This window comes from Otariodibacter oris, assembly GCF_009684715.1.
Lineage (GTDB): Bacteria > Pseudomonadota > Gammaproteobacteria > Enterobacterales > Pasteurellaceae > Otariodibacter > Otariodibacter oris.
Genome location: NZ_CP016604.1, coordinates 1,297,660 through 1,314,942 on the forward strand (window position 1 = coordinate 1,297,660; position 17,283 = coordinate 1,314,942).

The following is a 17,283-nucleotide window of genomic DNA, read 5'->3' on the forward strand; positions in this document are numbered from 1 at the left end:
TTTCTATTATCCGCTGTGCTTTGCTTGGTTTTTTCGCATTCTAATATTTAATAATTCGACGATAACCGAGAAAACCATCGCAACATAGATCGCTGATTTTGGAATATGGAACATAAATCCTTCTGCGATCAAAGTAATTCCAATCATAACCAAGAAGGCTAAAGCTAAATTTTTAATAGTTGGGTTTCTGTCCACGAAATCACCAATAGGCTTAGCTGCTAGCATCATCATTCCAACAGCAATCATAATAGCTAAAATCATTACAGGTATATCGTTAGCAATACCCACTGCGGTAATCACAGAATCGAGTGAAAATACAATATCTAATAATGCAATTTCAATTAAGGTCACAGCATAACCTGCTTTTTGTTTTACTAATCCATTCTCTCGATGTTCTGCTCCACTGACTGATTCTTTTAATTCCTTACTACTTTTCACGATCAAGAAGAATCCCCCTAAAATGAGGATTAAATCTCGCCCAGAAATTGGCGTATCCATAATCGTAAATAATGGCTCAACCAACCGCATAATCCAAGCAAGTGAAAGTAATAATAGGATTCTAGTTATCATTGCCAAGCCTAACCCAAGAATACGGGCCGATTGGCGTTGTTTTTCTGGTAATCGAGAAACAAGAATACTAATCAAAATAATGTTATCAATACCTAACACAATTTCAAGTGTTGTTAAGGTTAAAAGCGCAACCCATGCCTCTGGATTTGCTATCCACTCAAACATAAAAATACATCCTTTAAATAAAAATACAAATTCATTACAACTAGCGTTCTAGCAGGTAACAATTGAAACGCTACATAATATAGAGAGACTGTAATAAATTAAAGATGGGAAGCCAAAAAATTTTGTAAAATTTGTGTAGTAAATTGTTTACGCAAATAAAATCCTAGTGGTAATGACTGTATTTTTTCACCTTGATGATTTACAGCATTGGTTAATGCTTTACTATTCTTACCTTTGGGACGTAATTGCAACACTTCGCCTAATGTTGCATTGATCTCATTTAATCGGCCAAAAACGATTAATTCCATTAACTCTTCCCAGTCTTGCTGTAACTGTTGTTCTTCCGCTAAAGAGGGTTTCCACAACACAGGCATCCCAATTTTACGTAGAGCAAGAGGAATATCCCTTTTGCCCTCAACAGGTACCCATAGTACTTTCGACAATTTATGTCGAACGTGAGAAGTTTGCCAAGTTACGCCGTGATTTTGCGTTAAGGGGGCAAGACTGACGAACGTAGTTTCTAAAGGTACACCTTTCTCGTTGATTGGAATTGTTTTTAGCTCAATCCCTAAATGGGCAAAATCTTGCTCAGCTTTACTGCCCGCTTTTGCTCCTAAAGCGACTTCAATCAACATACCGACCCAGCCTTTGTCACGACGTAAATCAGGTGGTACTGGTACATTTAAATATTCTGCAATCTCACCAAGTGTAAAGCCCGCTAACCATTGGGCTTTTTCTAGTAATTCTTGTTCGGTTTTTGAGAATGTTGCTAATTGCATAATACCTTAAAAAATGAATGTGACGTCGTTATGCAATATTGTAGCTAACTACTCACTTTCTGCCAAATCAAGCATTTCCTCTGCATTGGCTAAAACGGCATCGGTAATTTTACTTCCACCAAGTAATAGGGCTAAAGCTGTGATTCTCTCTTTACGCTTGAGCAAACTCATTTTTGTTTCAGTTTGTTCATTTTCGACATATTTTTGTACATTAAAATGATGATGCCCATGGCTTGCGACTTGTGGTAAATGCGTAACACACAATACTTGGCATTTGTTACCTAGCTGACGTAATAACCTCCCAACTACCGTTGCAGTTGGTCCACTGATTCCCACATCCACTTCATCAAAAATAATGGTTGGCGTCGATAATTTATTCGCTGTTAAAACTTGGACAGCAAGGGAAATTCGAGATAGTTCCCCGCCCGATGCTATCTTAGCGAGAGGTTGAGATTGTTGCCCTAAATTACTGCGTAAATTAAATTCGACAGTATCCGCTCCATTTGCCGATAACTTAGCTAAATTATGCTGAACATCAATAAAGAACTCGCCGTTTTCCATGGCTAATTGCTTAATTTGTTCTGTTACCTGTGCCGATAATTTTTGACTTGCCTCTACCCTTTTTTGATAAATTTGTTCGGCTATTGCCACACAGTTTTGATACGCTTGTTTTTCATCTTCAATAAGTTGCTCTTCATTTTCCTCAAAAGATAATAACCCCTCTAATTCTTGTTGAAGAGCTTGATGGTGTTTCCATAACGTATTTACTGATACTTGGTGTTTTCGCGCTAATTGAATCGCCTTACTAATTCGGCTATCTAATTCATTTAACAATTCAGGGTTTTGCTCAATATTATCCGCCAGATGACTGACTTCAGAACTCGCCTCTTGCACTTGAATTAACGCCTCGTTTAACATTTCCAAAGCAGGTTGATATTGTTCATCAATATTGACTAAGGTTTCTAAATCTCGAATAGCCCGATAAAGCATGCTATCCACATTCAAATCATTATCTGAAAGCTGATTTAGCACAGATTGGGAAAGCTCTGTTAATTGTTCTGAATTAGCTAAACGAGATTGATCCTCTTCAAGTTGCTCAAACTCGCCTTCTTTAATCGCAAACTCATTTAATTCTTCAACTTGATATTGCAGTAACTGTTTTTTTGATTCGTTTTCCTCACATTGCTGACGGAAATTTTTAACCTGCTTATGCAATTTCTTCCACGCAGAATATTTTTCTGCCATTTGAGATTGCAACCCATGCAGATTTGCATAATTATCAACTAACTCTAATTGGTAATCATTTTTTAGCAATAATTGTGGAGCGTGCTGTCCATTAAGATGAATGAGATACTGCCCTAACTCTCTGAGTTGAGAAACAGGTAAAGGACGATTATTGACAAAGGCTTTGGAACGCCCTTCAACATTAATCATTCGACGTAAAATACATTCGTAAGGATTATCTTCATCTAACAACTCTTGCTCTTTTAGCCATAAATAAGCGGGACTATTCGGCTGCATTGTAAAAGTCGCAGAAATATCTGCTTTATCTGCACCGTTGCGGATCATACTACTTTCCGAACGGTAACCTAAACATAGCCCAAGTGCATCAATCCCGATGGATTTACCCGCACCAGTTTCCCCTGTAATGACAGACATTCCCTCGTTTAGCTCAAGAGATAAATGACGCACAATCGCAAAATTATTAATCGTAAGTTGTGTTAGCATAAAATAAAACCCATACAAATAACTGTATAGACACATAGTACCACTGTATTTTTAAACAGTAAATATACTTACATACTAAAAAATGCTATACGTTATTTACAAAATAACAAATTTTTGTAAAATATACGTATGATAATCATTGTTATTTACATTTAGAATATTTATTGGATACTCATGTCTCTAAACTTTGTTTTCGCTAATTCTTGCCAAATAAGAATGTCTCCCTTTATTTATGTATCAACCCGTATTTGCTAACAAAGGAGAGGCTATGAAAAGTAAACTGAATACTTTGTCTATAATTGCTATTGTTTCTCTTTTACATATTCTTCTTGGATGGAGTATGTCTCGTATGAATTTTGATTTTATACAATTTGAAGAACTAGGTAATTTACAAATGGTAGAAGTAAATTTAGGTGTTGAGCCTCAACCTCAAGAGGAAATGATAGAACCAGATACTAAACCTGAAATAACTCCACCTAAAGAAGAAATAATAACTCAAGAAGTAAAAGAACCTGCTGATTTAGTTAAAGAGGAACCCAAAAAGGACGCCCCTCCACCTAAAAAAGTAGAGACTCCAAAACCCAAACCTAAGATAGTCGAAAAAAAACAGCCAAAACCTAAACCCCCAAAACAAGCACCAAAACAGCAAATGGTAAAGAAAAAAAGTAGTAATGTTGAAAACACTAAATCTAACTTACCTGTGGGGAATGCTAATGGTAGAGAGGGAAGCTCCTCTACTCAAGGAAATAGTAATACTAATGCAGCATTAGGAGCAGGTTATGGTAAAGCAATGATAGGAAGATGCTCAGATATTTCAGATGAAGCAGATGATCAAGGTAGTGTAAAATTAGGCGTTACGATTAACGAAAGTGGTAAAGCAACTAATGTTGACATTCTTTCATCATCAGGAATAAAGCGATTAGATAATCAAGCAAAAAGAATGGCATCATCACATACCTATAGTCCAGCAAAGGCAAATGGTAAAGCAGTTGTGGGCAAAGTAGAATTTAGTATTAACTTTAAATGCGGAAACGCCGCATAACTTTTTAAGAGGCTTTTTATATGAATTTACTTGAAATTTTTGAGCATCAAGACATCATTTTGACTATCTCATTTTCTATTTTAGTCATCATGAGTGTAATCTCTTGGAGCATTATTATAATAAGATTACTGAAAATAGTTAATGTTAAACATCGTAATCTAGCCACATTAAATGCATTTTGGTCATCAAAAAATATTAGTGATGCAGAAAGTTACATAAAAAATGATAAATCGGTTATTGCAGAAATTTTGAGAAATGTATTACCCACCTATAATCGATATTATGATAAACAAGAGAAACTGTCTGGCTTAACAGCACAACTTTCACTTAAAGATTATTTAACCTTAAATATTCGTAATGCGATTAGTTTATCTTTACGTAAATTTGATACAGGATTAGTAGCATTAGCATCCATTGGAGCTGTTGCGCCATTTATTGGATTATTCGGTACAGTTTGGGGCATTTTTAATGCTTTAATGGATATTAGCCAACAGGGACAAGTAAGTATTGCTACAGTATCTGCCCCAATTGGAGAAGCATTGGTTGCAACAGCAATGGGGCTATTTGTAGCGATTCCAGCTGTCTTAGCTTATAACGCGATTTCTCGCTTAAATCGGAACTTATCTCAAGATCTAGATGCTTTTGCTCATGATTTATATGTCTATCTACTTAATAGAGAGGGAGAATAATTATGTCTTTTGGCTCATTTGATAATAAATCAGAAAATGTTGTTTCTGATATCAATGTTACTCCCTTAGTAGATGTAATGTTAGTATTATTGATTGTTTTTATGATTACCATGCCTGTTCTAACTCAATCAATCCCTCTTGAATTGCCAACATCAAGCATTGAAAAGCAATCGGAGCCGAAAAAGGTAATGAGAATTGCAATTAATCAATCTGGAACATACATTGGTGAGCAAATAGTTGATGAACAACAATTAAAATCGCAATTAACTCATCAATTTGAAGAAGATAAAGATACTGTCATTGCTATTTCTGCAGATGTTGCCGTAGAATATCGTCATGTTGTTAAAGTTTTAGAATTAGCCCAACAAGCTGGGTTGAAAAAAATTGGATTTGTTACTGAAAGCGCCAAGTAATTCCAAAATCTATATATTTAGAACCACTTTTTATATGCTCAACTTAAACCGAAATTCTTATCTGCCATTCTCATAAAATGACTAGAAAGTTTTCGGTTTTTCTTTTTATAACTAATATTCTATATCATTCCTATAATATCTTCCTTCCGTTTATAGCTATTCAAATAATGTTACAACCTTTAAACATAAGGTTAATATTTTTTACTTTAAATTCAACTAAATACAATTGATAATCATTATCTTTAGTATTAAAATATTCTAATTATTTCACAACCTTAGAAAAGGAATATTTATGAATCACCTAGTAAAAACTAGTTTAGCCCTATTTATTTCATCAACGATTATCGCTTGTAGCGGTATTCGAGGAAATTTTGAAGTTGATGATGTAATTCATCCTTCAGAATCAAATAAAAATGCTAATGTACTTAAAGATGTTGAGGTAAAACCAAGAGAAAGAGTAGAACAAGCTGAAGGAATAATGAAACCTGCTTTTGGATATGAAATATCAACACCAATAAGAAATAGACATCCTAATGGAACTGAAAATACTGGAGATATTACTTTAAGCTCTAATAATATTAAACCTCTTATGAATCCTGATATGGATATACCACACTTAGATGAAATAATTCAAGAGGCTGGATATGCTATTTATACTCATAATCCCAATGGTAAAAAGAATCAGAAAAGAGAACAATATGACCACATTAAATTTGGATATGTTTTAAACGATGAGTACAGAAAATTAGATTGGAGTAGCAATATTTATGAAACTGGTCCGAAAGGATACATCTATTTTAGGGGTAATGAACCATCTCAATCTATACCAATAACTCAAGGAAAAATATCTTATAAAGGGAATTGGGATTTTGTTACAGATATCAATACTCAAAGAGAACAAGGCTCTTTTGATAGTGAAGCAGCTGGTACTGATTATGGAGCAACATCCACTGATGAAAGTACGAATAGCGATATAACTAGAGGAGATATTGGCCATACAAGTGAATTTGAAGTCGATTTTTCTAATAAAAATCTCACAGGCGAACTATATAAAAATTCTCCTCCTATTCAATCTAACAAATCAGAAAAAATTAATCGATACTCTATACGAGCTAAAATATCAGGAAATCGTTTTTCTGGTTCAGCTACAGCAACAAATAAAGAGGATCTCTATTTTGGTGACTCATCTAATTTTCTAGAGGGAGGATTTTATGGTCCAAACGCTGAAGAATTAGCAGGAAAATTCTTAACTGATAATGGATCTTTATTTGCAGTTTTTGGAGCCAAAAGAGATGTAAAAAATAACGAAGAAATAGAACAAAAATTAGATACAGTTGTAATTGACATAACAAATAACCATGGTTATGAAAATCAATATACATTTGGAGAAATATCCAACATTGTTATTGATGGTGTTGAATATCCACTTAATCCGGAAATTGAGCTAACTAATGGAAGTAAAAGATCCATATTGGAATCAGGATTAGTGAATTTGAAATTTGGGAGTATGACAGATAAAAAAGAAAATAAATATTGGCTTTATTTTCAAGGAGAAAGAACATCTTTAAAAGATATGCAATCTCAACCAGAAGGACTTGTAGTTTACAAAGGCAAATGGGATGGAAATGGTAGCGTAAATGGAGTTAATTGGAACAGGTTAGAAGGTAACTTATCCGAATTTAATGTAAATTTTGCAGATAAACAACTTTCAGGAATTCTTTACGATGAGATTGATAATAAAGGCAACATTAAAGCATTCAACCTAATAGGCAACATCAACAAGAATGGATTTACAGGACTTGCTTCTACATTTGATGAATACAATGTAGATAATGGGAGTGAACTTGGTGGGAATACAATTAATTTTAAGGATGTTTCAGTTAATGGCGGTTTTTTCGGTCCAAATGCTAATGAATTAGGTGGTCATTTCTATTACAACAAAGATAATACAAAAATAGGTGTTGTTTTTGGTGCTACACGTCAACAATCTGGTAACTAAAAAGGAATATAGAAATGAAAAATACTGTTTTTAATCTTAATATCATTAGTATTGCTTTATTTTCTTGTTTATATATTGGGCATGCAATCGCAGAAACAGCAGATACAACACAATTAAACTCCGTTACTGTGACGGGCTCCAAAAAGAAAGCTCAACGTAAAGATAATGAAATAACAGGACTAGGTAAATTAGTCAAAAATAGTGATGTACTAAGTAAAGAACAAATATTAAATATTAGAGATCTAACTCGCTATGATCCTGGTATTTCTGTTGTTGAACAAGGCAGGGGAGCATCTAGTGGTTATTCTATCCGAGGTGTTGATCAAAACCGTGTTGCCTTATTAGTAGATGGACTTCCACAAATCCAAGCTTATAAAATTCAAAAAAATTGGATCGGCGCCGAATCTTCTGGAGGTAGTGGCGCAATCAATGAAATAGAATACGAAAACATCCGCTCAGTTGAAATAAGTAAAGGAGCAAGTTCTGCTGAATATGGTAGTGGCTCTCTTGGTGGAGCGGTCGCTTTTACAACAAAAGAAGCAAAAGATATCATTAAATCCGGTAAATCTTGGGGACTTCAAACTAAAAATGCATACAGTGGCAAAAATCATCAATTGACAAATTCTCTTGCTTTTGCTGGTGAATCTAATGGCATTGATGCAATGATTATTTACACACATCGTTCTGGTAAAGAGTTACAAGTACATAAAGATGCAGGCAATTATAACCATACAACAGAAAGAGTAAGTGGTCATATAAGTGAATACAACCTAAGTAGTGTTATACCTAATACAAAATCAACAAATGGTTGGTTTATTATTGATGGGGAGTGTAATTCGCCAAGCCAATGTGATCCAAAACAATTGTCTGTAATTACTAGACCGACTCTACCAACTCGAAGAACTATCCCAAATTATTCTCCTGAAGAAGAAGCTGATTACCTTGCTCATAAACATAAAACAGAAGTAGTTAATGGTAATGAATATACAGGTAAAGATCGTATAAAGCCTAATCCTATGGATTATAGTACCGACTCATGGTTGGCTAGATTAGGCTATCAATTTACTTCAAAGCATTATTTAGGGGCTATTTTTGAACATACTAAACAAAAATATGATATTCAAGATATGTCTGTTCCTAAATATATATTGGATGAAGAACTTGATAACCAAGCAGCTAATCAGATTAGTAGTAAAGGTACATATAGTGGTAATAACTTTCTTGATGGAGTATTCATTAGACCTGATAATAGATCTAATAGTCATATAGGTGTCCGCTGGGCAAGGGCTAGATTTATCGATGAAGAGCACACCAAAGTCCGCAAAGGTATCTTATATCGTTATAACAATGAAGCTAAAGATAGTCCTATTGATCATGCTGAATTAACCTTTGATAATCAAAAAATTGAGATAGATAATTTCTTCCACCTCAATCATTGTTCAGAATATCCAACTGTCGATAAAAACTGTCGAGTGAGTTTAGATAAACCATTTTCTTATTACCAGTCAGAAAGAAATATTTATGAGGAAGATCATAAATTAGTAAAACTTAATTTAGATAAGGAAACTAAATTAGGATTTACAACTCATCGTATCAATTTACTTACTGGATTAGATCACTTCTCTTCTTCTCTAAAAATTAGGGATTATTTTGAAGAAAATGTTGTATATAACAGAGAATTTATCGATGGAAAAGGAACCTTCAATTCACCATATCGTTATTCAAAAGGTAAAGCCTCTTTAGTAACCTTGGATCATTGCGTAGATAATATTTACAACTGTACTACTCGTAATATAGATGGCTCTAATTACTTTTTAGCATTACGTGATCATGTATCTTTAGGCAAGTATTTTGAAGTAGGTGGAGGACTGCGTTACGATTATCACAAAATGAAATCTGACGATAAATGGACAGGAACGGGAACATATAAAACAACCTCTTGGAATATTGGTCTTGTTGCAAAACCTACCCAATACATGTCTCTTTCCTATAGAGCATCTACCGGATTTAGAGTACCAAGTTTCTATGAACAATTTGGATATCGTAATTCATCTCTAGATAAACAATATGTGAGTAAACTCTCTCCAGAAAAAGCTTTTAATCAGGAAATTGGTATCAATTTTAGAGGGAATTTTGGTACGTTAGAAACTAGCTATTTTTATAATACCTATAAAGATATGATTATTCTTGCAAAAACCAAAGAATCTCAAAATCCGTCAGAATTTGATTATGGTTACCATAATGCGCAAGACATTACGATTTCAGGCATTAACTTGATTGGTAAAATTGATTGGAATGGTGTATATGATGAAATTCCAGAGGGTCTTTATACATCACTTGCATATAATCGAATAAAACCCAAAAAAGTGAAAACTCGCTCATCTTTAACTTTTATTCAAAGCCCGCTACTTGATTCATTACAGCCTTCTCGCTACGTTATTGGGCTAGGTTATGATGACCCAGAAGGTACCTGGGGAGCTAATGCTGTTATGACTTATTCAAAAGGGAAAAGTAATGCAGAACTCCTTGGTACTGCTCAATATGAGGGAGCAAACTATGAATCAAATGCAACGAAAAAACGGACTAGACATTGGAGAATATACGATTTAGTTGGATACTATAATGTGAAGGATTTCTTAACATTAAGAGCGGGGATTTATAATCTATTTAATACTCGCTACGTAACTTGGGAATCTGTTCGCCAATCTTCAGTGAACTCACAACATTCCCAAAAAGGTGTGACAAATTATTCTCGTTATGCAGCTCCAGGTAGAAATTATACCCTTTCATTAGAATTAAAATTCTAATCATTTAAATCGAAATGGTTGTTAATACTCTTTATTAACAACCATTTATTTCATATAAATTGCAATGAATTCTTTGGCAATGTTTCTATTTTTTAGTTGCTAGAATCCCCGTTGCACAAGCAAAAGCAGATGACCAAGCCCACTGGAAATTATAGCCACCAAGCCAACCGGTTACGTCCAGTACTTCGCCAATAAAATACAACCCTTTTACATTATTAACTTCCATTGTTTTGGAAGAAATATAATGCGTATCGACTCCGCCCATTGTGACTTCTGCGGTGCGATACCCTTCTGTACCATTCGGTAAGAAATGCCAATGGTGGATAAATTGCTCAAGAAAATTCAGTTCTGATTTACTTAACTCTGCAATAATCTTATCTTTCAGTTGTTTCTGCTCAAACCATAGATCGACTAATTTTTTAGGAAGATAGCGACTTAATACGGTTTTTAGCATCAATTTTGGTGAAGATTGGCGAAGATCGTCTAAAATGGATAAGATTGATTCTGCGGGTAATAAATCAATTTCGACCGTATTCCCCATTTCCCAATAATTTGAGATTTGTAAAATAGCAGGGCCAGATAATCCTCTGTGCGTAAACAACATTTGATTATAGAAACTTTGATTTTGGCTCGTTACTCGAACAGGTAATGCAATCCCAGAAAGTGAGGCGAAAGGTTTATCGCTCTCTTTCCAAGTGAACGGTACTAAACTGGCTCGAACGGGTACGATTGGTAAGCCAAACTGCTCCGCAATCTTATACCCGAACGGACTAGCTCCTAACCCAGCCATTGAAAGTCCTCCCGTTGCAATCACCAGATTTTCTGTTTGATAACTCTCATAAGCGGTCTGAATATGGAATAAATTTGTAATTTTTTCGACGGAAGTCACCGCTTGTCTCAGCTGAATATCAACTTTGCCTTTCTCACATTCCGCTTGTAACAAATCAACAATTTGTTGCGAGCTTTCATCACAAAACAATTGCCCCAACTCTTTTTCATGATAACTAATCCCATGACTTGCCACCAACGAAATAAAATCCCATTGGGTATAACGTGATAGTGCTGATTTCACAAAATGAGGATTTTGGCTAAGATAGTGATTCGGCGTAACCTCTAAATTAGTAAAATTACAAAAACCGCCGCCAGACATTAAAATTTTTCGACCAATCTTTTTACCATTGTCTAATACTGCGACCGATTTTCCATTCTGTCCCAACTGTGCTGCACAAAATAATCCTGCCGCACCAGCGCCAATAACTACCACATCATACTGTTTCATTTTTCATCCTTTTTTAGCTAAAATTAGCCATCTCATCATTTTATCTTTTTTCTTATGAAAAATCTGAATCCCTTTACAATTAACCTATTTTATATTTTTGCCATTGGTTTAAATATTGTGCTATTACGCTATTTCAGCATACATCTTGATGCCCTAAATAATAATGGCGTACGTTTCACTGTGGGCGGTATTGCCCTATTGATTTTTGTCTTATTCAAATATCGACAACAATTTAAACAGATCCTGACCACACCTAAATTACTGACATTAGCCTTATCTGTGGGAATTATGATGACTGCCAATATGTATTTTTATCTGAAAGGCGTAGCGACAACAAATGCCATTACTGCTGCAATATTTGGGGTAATTTCTATGCCTTTTGGGATTTTATTTGCAGGTGTCGTATTCCAAGATGAGCGAGAAAAATTAAAAAGTAAGCAATTCTGGATTGGATGCATACTGACATTAGCAGGATCGCTCAGTTTTATTTGGTCGGGAAATACCATTGCCATTGGCGATTCGTTTTTTCTTGGGGCTTTTTTCTTGCTACTTTCTATTACCATTCGAAATATTCAAAATCTAATTGTGAAATTTTCAAACAATAAATTGAATACCTTTGTTTTAAGTTGTTTTACTTCACTGACAGCTGGGATTATGAGCCTAATTTTCAGCCAACAATCAGGTAATATTGGACAACTGACAACAATTCCTACTTGGCTATTATTTAGTTTAATTTTGGTTGGATTATATGGCATAGGAACGGGGATGGTGCTAACCTTCAGTGTCATTCAAAAACAAGGGATTGTAACTTATCAAGTTTTAGAATTGATTCTGCCAATATCAACAGCGGTTATCGCTTATTTTCTACTTGGCGAAACTATTTCACTTACGCAAGTTATTTCTGCCATTGTAGTTATTGTAGGAGCAAGTATCGCTCTACAGCTTTTCCCTTATTTCTCTAGAAACAGATGAAAAAAACCATCTTACTTTACAGTAAGATGGTCAATATTTAGAATTACTAAATTAATCAATTCTTATTTTTTTCTGTTATCTAATGCCCAAGCACCTGGACCAGCAAACACGATAAGTAAGAAGATGAATGTGTATAATACTGGTGGTTCACCTTGGTTTAAAATAGGGAACAAGAAAGTATCAGCTGTTGCATGAACATGGAAATAAGCTACAGCCATTTGACCAGATAAGATGAATGCAACTGGACGGGTAAATAAGCCTAAAATCATTAATGCTCCACCAATCACTTCCATAATACCTGCAATACCAAATAGAGAATCTAATGGTTGTGCACCAAATAAATGCGGTACGCCGAATACTTTATCAGTACCATGAGTAAAGAAAAGATACGCAGTAACAAGTCTTAACGCCGCAAGTGCATATGGAGTGAATTTATCTAATGAGTTCATTTAAGTTTCCTTCTTAATATAAAATTTAATGTAATACTCTACTTATTAATATTAAAGTGAGTTACCAACCGATAACTGTGTACATGATAACAATCTACTAATATAAGAAAAAGATAAAAAATAGAAAAATATAATTTACTATTAGAAAATAATCAATTATATCAATAATACCTAATGTAAAACTCCTATAAATTTCATGATAATATTACGCCATCACTGGAAACCTTTTCTGTTTATTGACCTTTTCTTCAAGGAAGACAAATGACAAATACGCTTACCCAACAAATTAGTCAAATCATTGCGACTGAACTCTCTGTCAAATCCGAACAAATTTTTGCTGCTATTACCTTACTTGATGAAGGCAATACAATCCCCTTTATTGCACGTTATCGTAAAGAAGTGACAGGCGGATTAGATGATACTCAACTCCGTCATTTTGAAACACGTTTAATTTACTTGCGTGAACTCAATGATCGTCGCCAAACCATTCTCAAATCCATTGAGGAACAAGGGAAATTGACTGATGATCTTCGTGCCAAAATTGAACAAACGGAAAGTAAAACAGAATTAGAAGATCTTTATCTTCCATACAAACCGAAACGTCGTACTCGTGGGCAAATTGCGATTGAGGCAGGGCTAGAACCACTAGCCGATAGTTTATGGCAAGATCCAAGCCAAGTACCAGAATCCGTTGCAGAAAATTATATTGATGCCGATAAAGGTATTGCTGATACAAAATCAGCCCTTGATGGTGCAAGATATATCTTAATGGAACGTTTTGCGGAAGATGCAGAATTACTTGCAAAATTACGTCAGTATCTGACCGCTAATGCAACCCTTGAATCCAAAGTGATTGAAGGTAAAAAAGCCGAAGGTGTGAAATTTAGCGATTATTTCGCTCATACCGAATTATTAAAAAATGTCCCGTCTCACCGTGCATTAGCAATGTTTAGAGGCAGAAACGAGGGGATTTTATCCTTAAGCCTCAATGCCGATCCTGATGCGGAAGAAGGTAGCCGTTCTAGTTATTGTGAAGAAATTATTCGTGAGCATTTAGGTGTACAACTCCGCCAACAACCTGCTGATCAATGGCGATCTCAAGTGATCGCTTGGACGTGGAAAATCAAAGCCTCTCTCCACCTTGAAACAGAGTTAATGGGTGCATTACGCGAAAAAGCAGAAGATGAAGCCATTGATGTATTTGCTCGTAACTTATCTGCTCTACTTATGGCAGCCCCAGCAGGCGCTAGAAATACAATAGGCTTAGACCCTGGTTTACGCACTGGGGTAAAAGTTGCCGTAGTGGATAATACCGGGAAATTATTAGATACCGCAACAATTTACCCTCACACTAACGATCCAATCAAAGCAGGACAAATCCTTTACAGCTTAGGTAAAAAATATAACGTTGATTTAATCGCGATTGGTAATGGCACAGCCTCTCGTGAAACGGAACGCTTTGCGAAAGACATTATTAAACAAGTGAGTGATTGGAAGCCCCAGACCGTTGTAGTCAGTGAGGCGGGAGCATCGGTTTATTCCGCCTCCGAATTGGCAGCCAATGAGTTTCCAGATTTAGATGTGTCTTTACGTGGTGCGGTTTCTATCGCTCGTCGCTTACAAGATCCCCTCGCGGAATTAGTAAAAATTGAACCTAAAGCGATTGGCGTTGGGCAATATCAACACGATGTCAATCAAACGCAATTAGCACGCAAGCTTGATGCGGTGGTTGAAGACTGTGTAAATGCCGTTGGGGTAAACTTGAATACAGCCTCTGCTCCATTACTGGCTCGTGTTGCAGGGATGACAAAAACATTGGCACAAAATATTGTCGCTTATCGTGATGAAAATGGTCGCTTTTCCACTCGTGCTGAATTGAAAAAAGTGTCTCGACTTGGACCAAAAGCCTTTGAACAATGTGCGGGCTTTATGCGAATTATTGACGGTAAAAATCCATTAGATGCCTCAAGTGTTCACCCTGAAGCGTATCCGGTTGTTGAAAAAATTCTTCAAGCGACTGCATCTACCCTACAAGATTTAATGGGTAATGCGACAAAAATTCATAGCCTTGATGCGAAACAATTTGTTGATGAACAATTCGGCTTGCCAACAGTGAATGATATTTTCAAAGAATTAGAAAAACCGGGACGAGATCCGCGTGGCGAATTTAAAACCGCCACCTTTATGGATGGCGTTGAGGATATCAAAGATCTCAAATCTGGAATGATTTTAGAAGGGACTATTACTAACGTGACCAACTTCGGTGCATTCGTGGATATTGGTGTTCATCAAGATGGATTGGTGCATATTTCAATGTTATCCAATAGTTTCGTAGATGATCCGCATAAAGTAGTCAAAACAGGCGATGTGGTAAAAGTCAAAGTGCTAGAAGTCGATATTCCACGTAAACGTATTGGATTGACAATGCGTTTAGACGATAAACCCGTTGAAAAAAACCAGAATGAACAAAATCAAAATCGTAAAAAAGTTGAAAGATCTGACCGCTTGTCACGACAAGATCGTAATCATTCTGGAAATAGTTTTAGCAATAATGCCTTTGCCGATGCATTAAAAGGCTGGAAAAAATAATCCGTTACTTACATTTTATTTCAATTAAAAGGAACAAAAAATGACAACACTTGGCACTCCCCTTACTGCAAAAGCAACCAAAGTGATGATGTTAGGCTCTGGCGAATTAGGCAAAGAAGTCGTCATTGAACTTCAACGCTTAGGTGTAGAGGTTATCGCTGTCGATCGATACGAAAACGCCCCAGCTCAACAAGTTGCTCATCGTGCTTATACGATCTCAATGCTAGATGGTAAGGCTCTTCGTAAACTTGTTGAAAAAGAAAAGCCTGATTTTATCGTGCCAGAAGTGGAGGCGATCGCAACGGACACATTAGTCGAACTTGAGCAAGAGGGCTATAACGTTATCCCAACGGCAAAAGCGACAAAATTAACAATGAACCGAGAAGGGATTCGTCGTCTAGCCGCAGAAGAACTAGGCTTAAAAACTTCACCTTATCGTTTTGTTGATAATCTTGAGGACTTTAAACAAGCTGTCAATGATATTGGTATTCCTTGTGTGGTTAAGCCGATTATGTCCTCATCGGGTCACGGGCAAAGTGTAATTAAATCAGAAGCAGATATTCAAAAAGCGTGGGATTATGCTCAACAAGGCGGACGTGCAGGCGGGGGTCGAGTGATTGTTGAGGGCTTTATTAAATTTGATTATGAAATTTCGCTTTTAACAGTACGTCATATCAATGGCACGTCATTCCTTGCACCAATTGGACACGTTCAAATTGACGGTGACTACCGTGAATCTTGGCAGCCACAAGCAATGTCAGATATCGCTCTGCAAAAAGCACAAGAAGTAGCAGAAAAAATCACAACCGCATTAGGTGGTCGTGGTATCTTCGGCGTTGAATTGTTTATTTGTGGCGATGAAGTCATTTTCAATGAAGTATCTCCTCGTCCACACGATACAGGTATGGTGACTTTAATTTCCCAAGAACTCTCTGAATTTGCGTTACACGCAAGAGCCATTCTAGGCTTACCAATCCCAGAAATTAATTTGATTAGCCCATCTGCATCAAAAGCAATCGTTGTTGAAGGGAAATCAACTCAAGTATCTTTTGGTAACTTGGAACAAGTGTTGGCTGAACCGAATACCAATATTCGCTTATTTGGTAAAGGGGAGGTAAATGGACACCGACGTTTAGGTGTAATCCTTGCCCGTGATGAAAATACAGACAAAGCGTTAGAAAAAGCCAGACGTGCTTATGACAAATTAGAAGTGAATCTTTAATTTCTCCCATAAAATAAGCCACCTTGGATTATTTCTAAGGTGGCTATTTTATAAATCAACTAATTAACTATCGGATATTTCTTTCTAGTATGAATTACTGTGATAATTTGAATAATATCATCTAATTCTCGATAAACTATTCGATAAGTACCACGGCAAAAAATTTCTCTCAAACCAGAATTATCATTCCTTAATTTTCCGCTCTTAGGTAAAAACCCAATCAATTCAAATTTTTCATATAAATCTCTGTAAAGCTTTATCCCACTTGATGAATGTCCCGTGAATTCAATGACACTTTTAATAATCTCATTAATATTATCTTGAGCATTTTGAGTAATAATGACTTGTTTAGCCATAAATTACCGTACTCTCATCAAGGGTTTCTAATACAGAAATTTGCTCAGTTAGAAGTTTTTCAACTACCATCTTAGATTGCTCAAGTGTCAATGTATTGCCTTGTTCAATATTTTTTAATCCTAACTCAATTTCTTGAGCAAGAAATTCATCGTAACCTTTATCTTTAATCATAACAGCCCCCAATAGCTTGATTTTTGATTATAGCTCACATTTAGAAAAAAGA

At 35.7% G+C, this 17,283-nt stretch carries 15 protein-coding genes; 8 read left to right on the forward strand and 7 right to left on the reverse strand.

Features of this window, described 5'->3' with window-relative positions; genetic code table 11:
* Positions 1 to 6: 6 nt before the first annotated feature.
* The 3 genes from A6A10_RS06015 to recN all read right to left on the reverse strand — a co-directional run bounded on the left by A6A10_RS06015 (position 7) and on the right by recN (position 3,242).
* Complete coding sequence (locus A6A10_RS06015; protein WP_121120982.1) at positions 7 to 735, reverse strand: TerC family protein; 729 nt, start codon at positions 733 to 735, stop codon at positions 7 to 9.
* Positions 736 to 833: 98 nt separating this feature from the next.
* Positions 834 to 1,514 carry a DNA mismatch repair endonuclease MutH gene (mutH, locus tag A6A10_RS06020; protein WP_121120980.1) on the reverse strand — a complete coding sequence of 227 codons (681 nt, stop codon included), beginning with the start codon at positions 1,512 to 1,514 and terminating at the stop codon, positions 834 to 836.
* A 48-nt stretch (positions 1,515 to 1,562) separates the two neighbouring features.
* The gene (gene recN / locus A6A10_RS06025) at positions 1,563 to 3,242 is read right to left on the reverse strand and encodes a DNA repair protein RecN (RefSeq protein WP_121120978.1); all 1,680 of its coding nucleotides are present in this window, start codon (positions 3,240 to 3,242) and stop codon (positions 1,563 to 1,565) included.
* A 268-nt stretch (positions 3,243 to 3,510) separates the two neighbouring features.
* Between recN and A6A10_RS06030 the strand changes: the two genes are divergently transcribed.
* From A6A10_RS06030 to A6A10_RS06050, 5 genes are all read left to right on the forward strand, one after another.
* Positions 3,511 to 4,284 (forward strand): energy transducer TonB, encoded by a 774-nt coding sequence (locus A6A10_RS06030; RefSeq protein ID WP_121120976.1) that lies wholly within the window; start codon positions 3,511 to 3,513, stop codon positions 4,282 to 4,284.
* A gap of 20 nt (positions 4,285 to 4,304) precedes the next feature.
* Positions 4,305 to 4,973, forward strand: a complete 669-nt coding sequence (locus tag A6A10_RS06035) for a MotA/TolQ/ExbB proton channel family protein (RefSeq protein ID WP_121120974.1) — start codon at positions 4,305 to 4,307, stop codon at positions 4,971 to 4,973.
* 2 nt (positions 4,974 to 4,975) lie between these two features.
* Entirely contained in the window at positions 4,976 to 5,386 is a 411-nt protein-coding gene (locus tag A6A10_RS06040; protein WP_121120972.1) for an ExbD/TolR family protein, read from the forward strand.
* A 292-nt stretch (positions 5,387 to 5,678) separates the two neighbouring features.
* A complete protein-coding gene (locus A6A10_RS06045) occupies positions 5,679 to 7,385 on the forward strand; it encodes a transferrin-binding protein-like solute binding protein (RefSeq protein WP_121120971.1) in 1,707 nt (568 codons plus the stop codon).
* 14 nt (positions 7,386 to 7,399) lie between these two features.
* Positions 7,400 to 10,192, forward strand: a complete 2,793-nt coding sequence (locus A6A10_RS06050) for a lactoferrin/transferrin family TonB-dependent receptor (protein WP_121120969.1) — start codon at positions 7,400 to 7,402, stop codon at positions 10,190 to 10,192.
* An 85-nt stretch (positions 10,193 to 10,277) separates the two neighbouring features.
* Here the strand turns inward: A6A10_RS06050 and A6A10_RS06055 are convergent, their stop codons facing one another.
* On the reverse strand, positions 10,278 to 11,471 hold the full coding sequence (locus A6A10_RS06055; protein ID WP_121120967.1) for a BaiN/RdsA family NAD(P)/FAD-dependent oxidoreductase: 1,194 nt from the start codon (positions 11,469 to 11,471) through the stop codon (positions 10,278 to 10,280).
* Between the two features lie 54 nt (positions 11,472 to 11,525).
* On the opposite strand from A6A10_RS06055, the gene A6A10_RS06060 reads away from it, so the two are divergent.
* Complete coding sequence (locus tag A6A10_RS06060; protein ID WP_121120965.1) at positions 11,526 to 12,443, forward strand: DMT family transporter; 918 nt, start codon at positions 11,526 to 11,528, stop codon at positions 12,441 to 12,443.
* 62 nt (positions 12,444 to 12,505) lie between these two features.
* Here the strand turns inward: A6A10_RS06060 and A6A10_RS06065 are convergent, their stop codons facing one another.
* Positions 12,506 to 12,892 carry a DoxX family protein gene (locus tag A6A10_RS06065; protein ID WP_121120963.1) on the reverse strand — a complete coding sequence of 129 codons (387 nt, stop codon included), beginning with the start codon at positions 12,890 to 12,892 and terminating at the stop codon, positions 12,506 to 12,508.
* A gap of 261 nt (positions 12,893 to 13,153) precedes the next feature.
* Between A6A10_RS06065 and A6A10_RS06070 the strand changes: the two genes are divergently transcribed.
* A complete protein-coding gene (locus A6A10_RS06070) occupies positions 13,154 to 15,481 on the forward strand; it encodes a Tex family protein (RefSeq protein ID WP_121120961.1) in 2,328 nt (775 codons plus the stop codon).
* A 40-nt stretch (positions 15,482 to 15,521) separates the two neighbouring features.
* Positions 15,522 to 16,703 carry a formate-dependent phosphoribosylglycinamide formyltransferase gene (gene purT, locus A6A10_RS06075; protein ID WP_121120959.1) on the forward strand — a complete coding sequence of 394 codons (1,182 nt, stop codon included), beginning with the start codon at positions 15,522 to 15,524 and terminating at the stop codon, positions 16,701 to 16,703.
* Positions 16,704 to 16,762: 59 nt separating this feature from the next.
* Here the strand turns inward: purT and A6A10_RS06080 are convergent, their stop codons facing one another.
* Together A6A10_RS06080 and A6A10_RS06085 are read right to left on the reverse strand one after the other, a co-directional pair.
* Positions 16,763 to 17,059 carry a type II toxin-antitoxin system RelE/ParE family toxin gene (locus A6A10_RS06080; RefSeq protein ID WP_121120957.1) on the reverse strand — a complete coding sequence of 99 codons (297 nt, stop codon included), beginning with the start codon at positions 17,057 to 17,059 and terminating at the stop codon, positions 16,763 to 16,765.
* Positions 17,052 to 17,231: a hypothetical protein gene (locus A6A10_RS06085; RefSeq protein ID WP_121120955.1), complete on the reverse strand. Its 180-nt coding sequence runs from the start codon at positions 17,229 to 17,231 to the stop codon at positions 17,052 to 17,054. Before A6A10_RS06085 ends, A6A10_RS06080 begins: the two co-directional genes overlap by 8 nt.
* Between the last annotated feature and the right edge of the window lie 52 nt (positions 17,232 to 17,283).

Coding starts and splice junctions, on each gene's coding strand:
- A6A10_RS06055 (WP_121120967.1), bottom strand. CDS start 11,471: ATGAAACAGTATGATGTGGTAGTTATTGGCGCTGGTGCGGCAGGATTA.
- A6A10_RS06015 (WP_121120982.1), bottom strand. CDS start 735: ATGTTTGAGTGGATAGCAAATCCAGAGGCATGGGTTGCGCTTTTAACC.
- mutH (WP_121120980.1), bottom strand. CDS start 1,514: ATGCAATTAGCAACATTCTCAAAAACCGAACAAGAATTACTAGAAAAA.
- A6A10_RS06085 (WP_121120955.1), bottom strand. CDS start 17,231: ATGATTAAAGATAAAGGTTACGATGAATTTCTTGCTCAAGAAATTGAG.
- A6A10_RS06065 (WP_121120963.1), bottom strand. CDS start 12,892: ATGAACTCATTAGATAAATTCACTCCATATGCACTTGCGGCGTTAAGA.
- A6A10_RS06040 (WP_121120972.1), top strand. CDS start 4,976: ATGTCTTTTGGCTCATTTGATAATAAATCAGAAAATGTTGTTTCTGAT.
- A6A10_RS06035 (WP_121120974.1), top strand. CDS start 4,305: ATGAATTTACTTGAAATTTTTGAGCATCAAGACATCATTTTGACTATC.
- recN (WP_121120978.1), bottom strand. CDS start 3,242: ATGCTAACACAACTTACGATTAATAATTTTGCGATTGTGCGTCATTTA.
- A6A10_RS06030 (WP_121120976.1), top strand. CDS start 3,511: ATGAAAAGTAAACTGAATACTTTGTCTATAATTGCTATTGTTTCTCTT.
- purT (WP_121120959.1), top strand. CDS start 15,522: ATGACAACACTTGGCACTCCCCTTACTGCAAAAGCAACCAAAGTGATG.
- A6A10_RS06045 (WP_121120971.1), top strand. CDS start 5,679: ATGAATCACCTAGTAAAAACTAGTTTAGCCCTATTTATTTCATCAACG.
- A6A10_RS06070 (WP_121120961.1), top strand. CDS start 13,154: ATGACAAATACGCTTACCCAACAAATTAGTCAAATCATTGCGACTGAA.
- A6A10_RS06060 (WP_121120965.1), top strand. CDS start 11,526: ATGAAAAATCTGAATCCCTTTACAATTAACCTATTTTATATTTTTGCC.
- A6A10_RS06080 (WP_121120957.1), bottom strand. CDS start 17,059: ATGGCTAAACAAGTCATTATTACTCAAAATGCTCAAGATAATATTAAT.
- A6A10_RS06050 (WP_121120969.1), top strand. CDS start 7,400: ATGAAAAATACTGTTTTTAATCTTAATATCATTAGTATTGCTTTATTT.